This window comes from Stenotrophomonas sp. 109824_Sma (assembly GCF_056480025.1).
Genome location: NZ_CM151078.1, coordinates 3,053,990 through 3,065,746, shown reverse-complemented (window position 1 = coordinate 3,065,746; position 11,757 = coordinate 3,053,990). Strand labels below are relative to the sequence as shown.

At 66.6% G+C, this 11,757-nt stretch carries 13 protein-coding genes; 6 read left to right on the top strand and 7 right to left on the bottom strand.

All coding sequences use genetic code 11. From position 1 onward, the window contains the following. Positions 1–22: 22 nt before the first annotated feature. The 7 genes from kynU to asnS form a co-directional block, all read right to left on the bottom strand. Positions 23–1,297 carry a kynureninase gene (gene kynU, locus ACZK1G_RS14590; protein WP_049443201.1) on the bottom strand — a complete coding sequence of 425 codons (1,275 nt, stop codon included), beginning with the start codon at positions 1,295–1,297 and terminating at the stop codon, positions 23–25. Positions 1,298–1,501: 204 nt separating this feature from the next. Beyond that, complete coding sequence (locus ACZK1G_RS14585; protein WP_049443315.1) at positions 1,502–2,023, bottom strand: 3-hydroxyanthranilate 3,4-dioxygenase; 522 nt, start codon at positions 2,021–2,023, stop codon at positions 1,502–1,504. Between the two features lie 19 nt (positions 2,024–2,042). Further along, the gene (can, locus tag ACZK1G_RS14580; RefSeq protein ID WP_014037740.1) at positions 2,043–2,705 is read right to left on the bottom strand and encodes a carbonate dehydratase; all 663 of its coding nucleotides are present in this window, start codon (positions 2,703–2,705) and stop codon (positions 2,043–2,045) included. Positions 2,706–2,777: 72 nt separating this feature from the next. Beyond that, positions 2,778–3,416, bottom strand: coding sequence for an FMN-binding negative transcriptional regulator (locus ACZK1G_RS14575; protein WP_101765762.1), 639 nt, complete (start codon positions 3,414–3,416; stop codon positions 2,778–2,780). A gap of 7 nt (positions 3,417–3,423) precedes the next feature. Beyond that, positions 3,424–3,738, bottom strand: a complete 315-nt coding sequence (locus ACZK1G_RS14570; protein WP_014037738.1) for a hypothetical protein — start codon at positions 3,736–3,738, stop codon at positions 3,424–3,426. Positions 3,739–3,745: 7 nt separating this feature from the next. Next, a complete protein-coding gene (locus ACZK1G_RS14565; protein ID WP_014037737.1) occupies positions 3,746–4,045 on the bottom strand; it encodes a hypothetical protein in 300 nt (99 codons plus the stop codon). Positions 4,046–4,075: 30 nt separating this feature from the next. Further along, positions 4,076–5,470 carry an asparagine--tRNA ligase gene (gene asnS / locus ACZK1G_RS14560; RefSeq protein WP_014037736.1) on the bottom strand — a complete coding sequence of 465 codons (1,395 nt, stop codon included), beginning with the start codon at positions 5,468–5,470 and terminating at the stop codon, positions 4,076–4,078. Between the two features lie 128 nt (positions 5,471–5,598). Between asnS and ACZK1G_RS14555 the strand changes: the two genes are divergently transcribed. The 6 genes from ACZK1G_RS14555 (at position 5,599) to smc (ending at position 11,757) form a co-directional block, all read left to right on the top strand. After that, on the top strand, positions 5,599–5,937 hold the full coding sequence (locus tag ACZK1G_RS14555) for a HesB/IscA family protein (protein WP_006452998.1): 339 nt from the start codon (positions 5,599–5,601) through the stop codon (positions 5,935–5,937). Positions 5,938–6,031: 94 nt separating this feature from the next. Continuing rightward, a complete protein-coding gene (locus ACZK1G_RS14550; protein WP_101766424.1) occupies positions 6,032–6,574 on the top strand; it encodes a CbrC family protein in 543 nt (180 codons plus the stop codon). Between the two features lie 185 nt (positions 6,575–6,759). After that, complete coding sequence (gene rpsF / locus ACZK1G_RS14545) at positions 6,760–7,197, top strand: 30S ribosomal protein S6 (protein WP_006452997.1); 438 nt, start codon at positions 6,760–6,762, stop codon at positions 7,195–7,197. An 11-nt stretch (positions 7,198–7,208) separates the two neighbouring features. Continuing rightward, a complete protein-coding gene (gene rpsR / locus ACZK1G_RS14540) occupies positions 7,209–7,439 on the top strand; it encodes a 30S ribosomal protein S18 (RefSeq protein WP_002804494.1) in 231 nt (76 codons plus the stop codon). A 105-nt stretch (positions 7,440–7,544) separates the two neighbouring features. Beyond that, entirely contained in the window at positions 7,545–7,994 is a 450-nt protein-coding gene (gene rplI / locus ACZK1G_RS14535) for a 50S ribosomal protein L9 (RefSeq protein WP_014037734.1), read from the top strand. A gap of 259 nt (positions 7,995–8,253) precedes the next feature. Beyond that, the gene (gene smc / locus ACZK1G_RS14530; RefSeq protein WP_101765760.1) at positions 8,254–11,757 is read left to right on the top strand and encodes a chromosome segregation protein SMC; all 3,504 of its coding nucleotides are present in this window, start codon (positions 8,254–8,256) and stop codon (positions 11,755–11,757) included.

Here is an 11,757-nt window from a genome sequence, read left to right as displayed (position 1 = left end):
CAGCAGTAGGGGAGGGACCGGCTTAAAGGCCAGCCCAGGCTTCCACTTCCTCGACGAAGTGGTGCACGTCCAGGTAGCGGTTGTAGAGCGGGGTGGGCGAGATGCGGATCACGTCGGGCTCGCGCCAGTCACCGAGCACGCCGATGCCGCGCAGGTGCTCGAACAGTGCGCGGCCACGCTCGCGGCCACCGATCACGCGCAGCGACAACTGGCAGCCGCGGCGCTGGGGGTCGGCCGGGGTGATGATGTCCAGCACCTGCGGCAGGCGCGCGCGCACCAGCGCCTCGAGCATGCCGGTCAATGCCAGCGATTTGCTGCGCAGCGCTTCCATGCCGGCGCGCTCGAACAGGTCCAGCGAGGCACGCAGCGGTGCCAGGCCGAGAATCGGTGGATTGCTCAGCTGCCAACCCTCGGCGCCGATCGCGGGCGTGAACTGCGGCGCCATCTGGAAGCGGGTGGCTTCCTCATGGCCCCACCAGCCGGCGAAGCGCGGCAGGGTGGTGTCGCGGTGGTGGCGCTCGTGCACGAAGGCGCCTGCGACTGCCCCCGGGCCGCTGTTGAGGTACTTGTAATGGCACCACACGGCGAAATCGGGGGCTACGTCATGCAGGCGCAGCGGCAGGTTGCCGACCGAGTGCGCCAGGTCGAAGCCGATGCGTGCGCCCTGCAGGCGTGCGGCGCGGGTGATCGCATCGAGGTCGAAGGCCTGGCCGGTGCGGTACTGCACGCCGGGCCACAGCACCAGCGCCAGGCGCGGGCCGTGTTCGGTGATGGCGCGCTCGATGGCGTTCAGCGAGATCGTGCCGTTGGCTTCGTCCGGCTGCACTTCCACCAGACATTCGGCCGGGTCGAAGCCATGGAAGCGGATCTGAGCTTCCACGGCGTGGCGATCGGTCGGGAACGCGCCGGCTTCCATCAGGATCACCGGGCGCTGGGCGGTCGGCCGGTAGAAGCTGACCATCATCAGGTGCAGGTTCACGCTCAGCGTGTTCATCGCCACCACTTCGCTGGGCAGCGCACCGACCACGCGGGCCAGCTGCGCGCTCACCAGGCGGTGGTAGGACAGCCACTGCGTCGGGCCGGTGAAGTGGCCTTCCACCGCCAGTTCGCCCCACTGCTTCATCACTTCCTGCACCGCCGCCTGCGCGCCGCGCGGCTGCAGGCCCAGCGAGTTGCCGACGAAGTAGGTCTGCTCGCCGCCACCGTGGCGCGGAATCAGGAATTCATTGCGCAGCGGGCGCAGCGGATCGGCGGCGTCCAGGGCGATGGCGTGGGTGCGGCTGAGCAGGTCGGACATGGTCGGGCAACAGGCTGCAACGGGACCGCCAGTGTAGCGCCTGGGGCATGGCCCGGTAGCTGCCAACCCAACGCTAGTGCCGCTTGGCCCGGTAGTCGCCAACCTTGGTTGGCGCACGTACAAGCAAGCGCCCACCAAGGTGGGCAACTACCAGAGCGGGAGCGAGCAAGCGCCCACCAGGGTGGACATCTACCGTTCGATGGCTCAGCCCGCCGCTGGCACCGGCAGCGGATCCACGTGCCCGCACTGGCTGCAGGTGCGCAGCTCCAGGCTGGCGTGGTAGCGCGCGAATACCTTGGGCAGGTCGGTTTCGATGTTCTGCAGCGGGAAATACTCTTCGTGCAGCTTGTGGTTGCAGCGCTCGCAATGCCAGATCACGCCATCCATCTCGTGCGGCAGGCGCTTGCGCTCGACCACCAGGCCGATGCCACCGGGCGGGCGCCGCGGCGAGTGCGGCACTTTCGCCGGCAGCAGGAAGATCTCGCCGGCACGGATCGGAATATCACGCACCGCGCCGTTTTCCTGCACCTTCAGGACCATCTCGCCTTCGAGCTGGTAGAACCACTCCGGACCTTCGTCGTAGTGGTAGTCGGTGCGCGAATTCGGCCCGCCGACCACCATCACGATGAAATCACCGTTGTCGATCATCTTGTTGCCCACCGGCGGCTTCAGCAGGTGGCGGTTCTCTTCGATCCAGGCGTGCAGGTTGATCGGCGAAGCGAGCATGGTGGTCATCCGTAAGGGATCAGTCGCGCTTGCCCTTGCGCGGGACGTAGGACAGGGCCTTTTCATAGGCCGGCTGCAGCTCTTCCTGCGAACCGACGTCGATGCCCATCTCGCGCACGCGTCCGTCCTTCAGGCTGTAGACCCAGCCGTGCACCATCAGCTTCTGGCCGCGGGCCCAGGCGTCCTGCACGATGGTCGAGCGGCACAGGTTGGCGACCTGCTCGATCACGTTCAGTTCGCACAGGCGTGCGTGCTTGAGCTCATCAGTCTCGATCGCATCGAGGATGCCGGTGTGCTTCTGCATCACGTCACCGACGTGGCGCAGCCAGTTGTCGGCCAGGCCGACGCGGGTGTTGTGCAGGCAGGCATGCACGCCGCCGCAGCCATAATGGCCAACGATCAGGATGTGCTTCACCTTCAACTGGTCCACCGCGTACTGCACCACGCTCAGGCAGTTCAGGTCGGTGTGGGCGACCACGTTGGCGACGTTGCGGTGCACGAACACTTCGCCCGGGGCCATGCCGATGATCTGGTTGGCCGGCACGCGCGAATCGGAACAGCCGATCCACAGGTACTCGGGGTGCTGCTGCTTGGCCAGCTGGTGGAAGAACTCGGGGTCTTCCTTCTCGATCCGGTCGGCCCAGTCGCGGTTGTTCTGCAGCAGCTTGTGGATGTCTTTCATGTACGGGTCCCTGGCGTCGGGTGGGGGCTCGCCGCAGCCGTCCGGCTGCGTCGTCGCGGGAATCTGGGGCGTTCAGTCGCTGCGGGCGGCCTGTTCGCGGTGCCAGCGCATCCACTGCGCCAACTCGGTGGATGCGGGGGTGCCCAGCTGTTCCAGTTCGGCGATCACCGCGCGCTGGTTCGCATCGGGATGGTTCTGGCTCAGTTTGAGCTTCAGCTGCACGTGTTCGACCTGGAAGCGGAAACCGACGATGGCGCGCAGCTCCGGGCCATGTTCGGCACGCGTGGCATCGAACTGCCAGGCCTGGCCGACACTCGCTTCGAAGTGGTCGCTGATCGCACCAACCAGCTCGGCCAGCGCATCGGTTTCGTCGAAGGTCTGCAGCTGGCCACGCAGCTCGGCAGCAGCGTAGTTCCAGGTCGGCACCCGCGCGGCGGGCTCCTTGTCCGGGTACCAGCTGGCCGAGACGTAACCGCGTGGGCCGTCGACCAGTACCTTGGCCGCGCCGCCCTGGCGCGACTGCGGGTTGGCGCGGGCCCAGTGCCCGCGCAGCTCGATACGCTCGCCATCACGCCGGTACAGCACCGGCATCCGGGTCAGCTCCGGCAGGCCATCATTGCCGGCGGTGAGCACGGTGACGAATGGATCGCGCGCCAGCAGGCGGTCCAGCCAGAGCAGGTCGGTCTCGGCGAAGGCGCGCGGGGTGAACATGCGAGGGTCAGGCGCGCCCGCCCAGCGACTGGATCATGCGACCACGCAGGCCCTCGTCGCTGTCGGCCTGCGGCGGCTGCACTTCGTGCAGGCTGAAGCCGCGCACCAGCGCGTCTTCCTCGTCCAGGCCGTCGTACTCGACGAATTCGGCGTCGAACAGCTGCGAACGCGCGGTGTCTTCGCTGTCATAGCTCAGCGTGTTGCCATCGCTGTCGAGCACCTCGGCGGTGCCGGCCGGGCGCACGCGCAGGCGCGCCCAGATCAGGGTGTTGCCGAGGCTGGCCAGCCACCAGCTGTCGCGCGAGGCGGAGATGTCATTCATGGAGGTATTACCAGAGCGAGGCCAGCCAGAGCAGGGCGGCCATGCCCAGTCCGGTCAGCAGGGTCAGCAGCGATACCCAGGCCGGCGTCGCCAGCCCGGACAGCGAACGGTCCGGCTGTTGGCGATAGTCGCGGCGCAACAGCCAGGCCAGGGCATCGGGCTTGAGGAAGGCGCCGCTGCCGAAGCGCTCGGCGAGCGCCGGATGGCGGTCGCGTACGTGCACCAGGGTCAGCGGCCAGAAGATCACGAAGGCACTGAACCCGGCCACTGCAACGCCGACGAAACAGAGGGCGAAGAACAGGGTCATGGGAGCGGTACCTCCGTGGTCGTGTGGGGCTTAGAAGTCCGCGCTGCCCGGGGCGCGCGGGTAGGGGATCGCATCGCGGATGTTGGACAGCCCGCAGACGTACACCACCAGGCGTTCGAAGCCCAGGCCGAAGCCGGCGTGCGGCACCGAACCATAACGGCGGAAATCGCGGTACCAACTGTAGTGCTCACGGTCCAGGCCGAACTGGGCCATGCGCGCGTCCAGCACGTCCAGACGCTCTTCGCGCTGGCTGCCGCCGATGATCTCGCCGATGCCCGGGGCCAGCACGTCCATCGCGGCGACGGTCCTGCCGTCGTCGTTCAGGCGCATGTAGAAGGCCTTGATGTGTTCCGGATAGTTGGTCACCACCACCGGGCGGCCGACGTGCTCCTCGGTCAGCCAGCGCTCGTGCTCGGTCTGCAGGTCCAGGCCCCATTCGACCGGGAAGTCGAACTTCTTGCCGGACTTCTGCAGCAGGCTGACCGCATCGGTGTAGTCGATGCGCTCGAACGGCGCGTTGATGAAGTCTTCCAGCTTGGTGATCGCGTTCTTGTCCACGCGCTCGGCGATGAAGGCCAGGTCGTCGCCGCGCTCGTTCAACACCGCGCGGAACAGGTACTTCAGGAACTCTTCGGCCAGGCGTGCGTCTTCGGCCAGGTCGGCGAAGGCGATTTCCGGCTCGATCATCCAGAACTCCGCCAGGTGGCGGGTGGTGTGGCTGTTCTCGGCGCGGAAGGTCGGGCCGAAAGTGTAGACCTTGCTCAGCGCCAGGCAGTACGCCTCGACGTTCAGCTGACCGGACACGGTCAGGAACGTTTCCTTGCCGAAGAAGTCGCGGCTGAAATCGATCGCGCCCTTCTCGTCGCGCGGCAGGTTCACCATGTCCAGGGTGGACACACGGAACATCTGGCCGGCGCCTTCGGCGTCGGAGGTGGTGATGATCGGGGTGCTGATCCAGTTGAAGCCGTTCTCGTGGAAGAAGCGGTGCACGGCCTGGGCCAGGCAGTTGCGGATGCGGGTGACCGCGCCGAACAGGTTGGTGCGCGGGCGCAGGTGCGCCACTTCGCGCAGGAACTCCGGCGACATCGGCTTGGGCTGGATCGGGTAGGTGAGCGGGTCTTCGACCCAGCCGACCACCTCCAGCGCGCTGGCCTGGATCTCGAACGACTGGCCCTTGCCCTGCGACTTCACCAGCGTGCCGGTGGCGATGACCGAGCAGCCGCTGGTCAGGCGCTTGATCTCATCGAAGTTGGCCAGGCTGTCGCCGGCCACGACCTGGATCGGGGCGAAGCAGGAGCCGTCGCTCACATTCACGAAGGCCAGATTCGCTGAACCGCGCACCGTGCGCACCCATCCGCGTACCGTGACTTCGCCGCCTTCCGGGATCTTCCCGGCAAGCGCATGTTCAACGCTGACCACCGTCATGACTTGAATCCTCTGCTGATCGACTCGATCTGTGAACACGGGAGTTTACCGGTTGCAGCGTTCTGCTTGCGAGGCATTTTTCGTGGCAACGGCTCCTTATAATGTCCCCGTACCTCTGGAGTAGCCCCATGGCCGTCAGCCTGACCCCCATTGCCTTCGAACGCGTGCAGCGCTTCGTCGCCCAGACCCCCGGTGCGCTGGGCCTGCGTTTCGGCGTGACCAAGACCGGCTGCTCCGGCTGGGGCCACGTGACCGACCTGGCCCGCGACGAGCGCGAGGGCGATACCGTGTTCGACCAGGACGGCGTGAAGATCTACGTCGACGCCAAGAGCCTGGCGCTGGTGGACGGCACCGTGATCGACTTCGGCAAGCACGGCCTGAGTGAGACGTTCACGTTCAGCAACCCGAACGCCACCGCCGAGTGTGGCTGCGGCGAGAGCTTCACCACCGACGCCGACAAGGCCTGAGGGCCGGCCGCCGGGCATGGCCCTGCGCTGACAAGGCGTGCTCTGGTAGGTGCCGACCTTGGTCGGCACGCTGGGCTCGGCAGGGATCCCGAGGATGGAACGACCGGCTTTCACCTATCACCCCAATGCCTACGCCCTCTCCTTCGAAGAGGTCGACGGGGTCTGTGACTGCTGCGGGCAACCGCGGACGCTTCGTTACCGGGGGCCGTTCTACACGCGCCTGCGTCCCGATTACCTGTGCCCCTGGTGTATCGCCGATGGCGGGGCAGCGGCCAGTTACGAGGGTGAATTCACCGGCTGGAGCGATATCGAGGGGGTATCCCCGGATCCGGCCGATCCGCCGCCGACCATCGCCCGTGAGCTGCTGCTGGAGATCTGCGAGCGCACCCCGGGTTACTCGTCCTGGCAGCAATCGGTCTGGTTGAGCCACTGCGAACGGCCCTGCGCCTTCCTCGGCTACGCCGGCAGCGACGATCTGCTGCCGATCCTCGACCAGGTCCGGCCTGACGTGGTCGAGATCAATCCGCGCGACGCCGAGTGGGTGCTGGAGCATCTGAGCCGGGACGGGATGATGGTCGGCTGCCTGTTCCAGTGCCTGGAATGCGGCCAGCATCGCCTTCACGTCGATCTGGGATGAGCACGTGCCGGACATGGTGCGGCGCTCCCGTTCAGGTTGCCCGGTTCCCGCCCGGTTGCCCGGTGGCGCCGCTTGCCGCATAATGCGCGGCTTCCTGCCTTCCTGGCGGGAATCCTTGCCCCACCGCGGTCTCAACGGCGGGGGGCTGTCCGGCCGCAAGGCCACATCCGAAAGGTAGAAAAAACATGAGTCGTCATTACGAAATCGTGTTCATGGTCCACCCGGACCAGAGCGAGCAGGTCCCGGCCATGATCGAGCGCTACAAGTCGCTGGTCGAGAACGGCAACGGCACCATCCACCGTCTGGAAGACTGGGGGCGCCGCCAGCTGGCGTACCCGATCCAGAACCTGGTGAAGGCCCACTACGTGCTGATGAACATCGAAGCCGACCAGGCCGTTCTGAACGAACTGACCGAAAGCTTCCGCTTCAACGACGCCGTGCTGCGCAACCTGGTCATCAAGCGTGACGAGGCTGACACCGAGCAGTCGCTGATCATGAAGAGCAAGGACGAGAAGGGTGACAAGCCGGAGCGCGGGGAGCGCCGTCGTCGTGACGACGAAGAAGGCGAGTCCACCACCACCGCTGACAACGAAGCCGGCGACGACGCCGCTTCCGCCGCCTAAGGAGCCTTCCCATGTCCAAGTTCTTCCGTCGCCGCAAGTTCTGCAAGTTCACGGCTGAAGGTGTGAAGGAGATCGACTACAAGGATCTCAACACCCTGCGCCAGTACCTGACCGAGAACGGCAAGATCGTGCCGAGCCGCGTCACCGGTACCAAGTCGAAGTACCAGCGTCAGCTGGCGACCGCCGTCAAGCGCGCTCGCTTCCTGGCCCTGATCCCGTACACCGACAACCACGACGTCTGATGCCCGGCGGGGCGGCCCGGTGCCGCCCCCGCTGTGCCAGCTATTCGGACAGCCTTTGTTGCGGGGCATCGCCTCGCTAACGAATAACTCATCTGGAGCAATACCATGCAGCTGATCCTCCTGCAGAAAGTCACCAACCTCGGCAACCTGGGCGACCTGGTCGACGTGAAGCCGGGCTACGGCCGTAACTTCCTCGTGCCGCAGGGCAAGGCCGTTCCGGCCACCGAGAGCAACAAGGCCGAGTTCGAAGCCAAGCGCGCCGAATACGAAGCCAAGGCCCAGGCCATCCACGCCGACGCTGACGCCCGCAAGGCCAAGCTGGAAGGCGCGAGCGTGACCATCCCGGCCAACGCTTCGACCGAAGGCAAGCTGTACGGCTCGGTCGGCGCCCGCGAAATCGCCGATGCCTTCACCGCTGCCGGCCTGCCGGTCAGCAAGAGCGAAGTCATCCTGGGCGAAGGCGCCTTCCGCAACATCGGCGAATACGACGTGCTGGTCCACCTGCACGCCGACGTCGAGACCACCGTCAAGGTCGTCGTCGTCGCCGAAGCCTGATCCCACGCCGCAAGGCCTGGAATCACCGCAGAACGGGCGCCCGCAAGGGTGCCCGTTTTGTTTTATGGCTCCGTTTCGTGGCGTCGGGCCACGTCCGGCCGGCGGGGTAGGGCTGGACAATGTTCCACGCCCATTCGTAGAACACGGCCACATCGGTATACTCAGGGCGTCACACCCGTTCCACGGGCATCGATCCCAACAGGATCAATGACTTGGAGGGTAAACGCAGGCCGCTTGCCGGCCCCAGTCCGGAACCCCTATGCGTCTTTCCACGATCAAGCTGTCCGGCTTCAAGTCGTTCGTCGATCCGACCACCCTGCACCTGCCGACCAACATGACCGGCGTGGTGGGGCCCAATGGCTGCGGCAAGTCGAACATCATCGACGCCGTGCGCTGGGTCATGGGCGAGAGCTCGGCCAGCCGCCTGCGCGGCGACTCGCTGACCGACGTGATCTTCTCCGGTTCCAATGCCCGCAAGCCGGTCTCGCAGGCCACCGTCGAGCTGATCTTCGACAACTCGGACCACACGATCTCGGGCGAGTACGCCTCGTTCAACGAAATCTCGGTCAAGCGCACGGTCAGCCGCGACGGCACCAGCAACTATTACCTCAACGGTACCAAGTGCCGCCGCCGCGACATCACCGATCTGTTCCTCGGCACCGGCCTGGGCCCGCGCAGCTACTCGATCATCGAGCAGGGCATGATCAGCCAGATCATCGAGGCGCGGCCGGAAGACCTGCGTGTGTACCTGGAAGAGGCCGCCGGCATCTCCAAGTACAAGGAGCGCCGCAAGGAGACCGAGACCCGCATCCGCCACACCCGCGAGAACCTGGACCGGCTGGGCGACCTGCGCGACGAGATCAGCAAGCAGCTCGAACACCTCAAGCGCCAGGCCAAGCAGGCCGAGCAGTACCAGGCGCTGCAGGAAGAGCGCCGGGTCAAGGATGCCGAGTGGAAGGCCCTGGAGTTCCGCGGGTTGGACGGTCGCCTGTCCAAGCTGCGCGAAGGGCTGTCGCAGGAAGAGACCAAGCTGCAGCAGCTGATCGCCGACCAGCGTGACGCCGAGGCCCGCATCGAGACCTCGCGCGTTCGACGCGAAGAGGCCGCCGATGCGCTCAACACCGCGCAGGCTGCGGTCTACCAGGTCGGCAGCACGCTGGCGCGCCTGGAACAGCAGATCCAGCACCAGCGCGAGCTGTCGCAGCGCCTGCACAAGGCACGCGATGAAACCCGCCAGGCACTGGCCGAACTGGGCCAGCACATCAGCGGCGACGAGGCCAAGCTGATGGTGCTGCGCGAAGCGGTCGAGGCCGCCACCCCGCAGCTGGAGGAGCTGCAGGAAGAAAACGAGATCAAGCAGGAAAGCCTGCGCGAGGCCGAAGACCGGCTGGCCAGCTGGCAGCAGCGCTGGGAACAGCACACCTCGCAGAGTTCGGAGGCCTCGCGCGCCGGCGATGTCGAGCGCACGCGCGTGGACTACCTGGACAAGCAGATCCTCGATGCCGACCGCCGTCGCGAGGCTCTGGCCGCCGAGCGCGCCGGGCTGGACGTGGACGCGCTGGAAGAAGCCTTCGAGCAGCTGCACCTGCAGCACGACACGCAGAAGACCGCGCTGGATGAATTGAGCGAAGACGTCGAACTGCGCAAGCAGGGCGTGGCGGCAGTGCAGGAACAGCAGCGCAATGGCCAGAACGAACTGGCCGAACTGCGCAAGCAGGCCAACGGCCTGCGCGGTCGCCTGGCTTCGCTGGAAACCCTGCAGCAGGCCGCGCTGGGCCAGGAGCAGGGCGCGGCCGTGGCGTGGCTGAAGGCGCGCGGGCTGGATTCGGCGGCGCGTGTCGGCGAACGCCTGGACGTCGATGCCGGCTGGGAAAATGCGGTGGAAAGCGCGCTCGGCCAGTTGATCGAAGGCGTGCTGGTCGATGACCCGGGCAGCCTGGTTGATGCCCTCGGCGAACTCGGCGACGGCCACATTGCGCTGGTCGCCAGTGCGGGTGCCGACGTCAAGGCTGCACCGACTTCGCTGGCGGCACGCGTGCGCGGCCCGGCCGCGATCCGTCGCCTGCTGGCGCACCTGCATGGTGCCAAGGACCTGTCCGAGGCGAAGGCCCTGCAGGCCAGCCTTCCGGAAGGCGATTCGATCATCACCCAGAGTGGCGAACGCCTGGGTCAGGGCTGGCTGCGCGTGTCGCGCTCCGGTGCAGCCCAGCAGGGCGCGCTGCTGCGCGAACGCGAGATCAACGAGCTGCGCGAGCAGATCGAACAGCTGCAGGATCGCGAGGCCGAGCTGGAGGAACAGCTGGGTGGTTTCCGCGAGCAGTTGCAGGCGGCTGAACAGCAGCGCGAAGACGCGCAGCGTGCGCTTTACCAGGCCCATCGTGCGGTGTCCGAGCTGGCTGGCCAGCTGCAGGGCCAGCAGGGCAAGGTGGAAGCGGCGCGTACCCGCATCGACCGCATCGAAGGCGAACTGAAGCAGCTGCAGGAAACGCTGGAAGCCAACAACGAGCAGGCGCGTGAAGCGCGCTCGCGGTTGGAGAACGCGGTCAGCAGCATGGGTGACCTGGAATCGACCCGGCAGGGGCTGGAGGGCGAGCGCCGCCAGCTGACCGAGGCGCGCGACCTGGCACGCGATGCTGCACGTGCGGTCCGTGAGCGCTCGCATTCTCTGGCGCTGACCCTGGAATCGCAGCGTGCGCAGCTGGCCTCGTTGAGCCAGGCGTTGGAACGCATGGGCACCCAGCGCGGGCAGTTGGATTCGCGACTGGGCGAACTGCATTCGCAGCTGGATGAAGGTGATTCGCCGGTCGAATCGTTGCAGGCCGAGCACCAGAATGCACTGGAAGAGCGCGTGCGGGCCGATCGCGTGCTGACCGAGGCGCGCACGCTGCTGGACGGCATCGATGCCGAGCTGCGCAATTACGAGCAGACCCGTCACCAGCGCGACGAACAGGCGCTGGCCCAGCGCGAGCGTATTTCGCAGCGCAAGCTGGACCAGCAGGCGCTGGTGCTCAGCGCGGACACCCTGCAGGGCGCGGTGGAGAAGGCCGGTTTCGTGCTGCAGGACGTGCTAAATGCACTGCCCGAGGACGCCCGCCTGGGCGACTGGGAGCAGGCCGTGCACCAGATCGACGGCCGCATGCGCCGGCTGGAGCCGGTCAACCTGGCCGCCATCCACGAGTACGGCGAGGCCTCGCAGCGTTCGGACTACCTGGATTCGCAGCACACCGACCTGACCACGGCGCTGGAAACCCTTGAGGATGCCATCCGCAAGATCGACCGCGAGACCCGCGGCCGCTTCAAGGACACCTTCGACCGCGTCAATGCCGGCGTGCAGGCGCTGTACCCGCGCCTGTTCGGTGGCGGCCACGCCTACCTGGAACTGACCGGTGAAGACCTGCTCGACACCGGGGTGACCATCATGGCGCGTCCGCCGGGCAAGCGCGTGTCCAGCATCTCGCTGCTGTCCGGCGGCGAGAAGGCGATGACCGCGGTCGCGCTGGTGTTCGCCATCTTCCAGCTGAACCCCGCGCCATTCTGCCTGCTGGACGAGGTGGACGCGCCGCTGGACGAAGCCAACGTCGGCCGGCTGGCCAACATGGTCAAGGAAATGAGCGAGAAGGTGCAGTTCCTGTTCGTCAGCCACAACAAGGCGACGATGGAGGCCGCGCACCAGCTGTCGGGCGTGACGATGCGCGAACCGGGCGTCAGCCGCCTGGTCAGCGTGGACCTGGAAGAAGCCGCGCGATTGGCGGGCGCGGCCTGA

Excerpts from the sequence above, each read along its gene's own strand:
- rpsF (WP_006452997.1), top strand. The coding sequence starts at position 6,760 with ATGAGTCGTCATTACGAAATCGTGTTCATGGTCCACCCGGACCAGAGC.
- ACZK1G_RS14550 (WP_101766424.1), top strand. The coding sequence starts at position 6,032 with ATGGAACGACCGGCTTTCACCTATCACCCCAATGCCTACGCCCTCTCC.
- ACZK1G_RS14585 (WP_049443315.1), bottom strand. The coding sequence starts at position 2,023 with ATGCTCGCTTCGCCGATCAACCTGCACGCCTGGATCGAAGAGAACCGC.
- kynU (WP_049443201.1), bottom strand. The coding sequence starts at position 1,297 with ATGTCCGACCTGCTCAGCCGCACCCACGCCATCGCCCTGGACGCCGCC.
- smc (WP_101765760.1), top strand. The coding sequence starts at position 8,254 with ATGCGTCTTTCCACGATCAAGCTGTCCGGCTTCAAGTCGTTCGTCGAT.
- ACZK1G_RS14565 (WP_014037737.1), bottom strand. The coding sequence starts at position 4,045 with ATGACCCTGTTCTTCGCCCTCTGTTTCGTCGGCGTTGCAGTGGCCGGG.
- rplI (WP_014037734.1), top strand. The coding sequence starts at position 7,545 with ATGCAGCTGATCCTCCTGCAGAAAGTCACCAACCTCGGCAACCTGGGC.
- ACZK1G_RS14570 (WP_014037738.1), bottom strand. The coding sequence starts at position 3,738 with ATGAATGACATCTCCGCCTCGCGCGACAGCTGGTGGCTGGCCAGCCTC.
- ACZK1G_RS14575 (WP_101765762.1), bottom strand. The coding sequence starts at position 3,416 with ATGTTCACCCCGCGCGCCTTCGCCGAGACCGACCTGCTCTGGCTGGAC.
- asnS (WP_014037736.1), bottom strand. The coding sequence starts at position 5,470 with ATGACGGTGGTCAGCGTTGAACATGCGCTTGCCGGGAAGATCCCGGAA.
- can (WP_014037740.1), bottom strand. The coding sequence starts at position 2,705 with ATGAAAGACATCCACAAGCTGCTGCAGAACAACCGCGACTGGGCCGAC.
- rpsR (WP_002804494.1), top strand. The coding sequence starts at position 7,209 with ATGTCCAAGTTCTTCCGTCGCCGCAAGTTCTGCAAGTTCACGGCTGAA.
- ACZK1G_RS14555 (WP_006452998.1), top strand. The coding sequence starts at position 5,599 with ATGGCCGTCAGCCTGACCCCCATTGCCTTCGAACGCGTGCAGCGCTTC.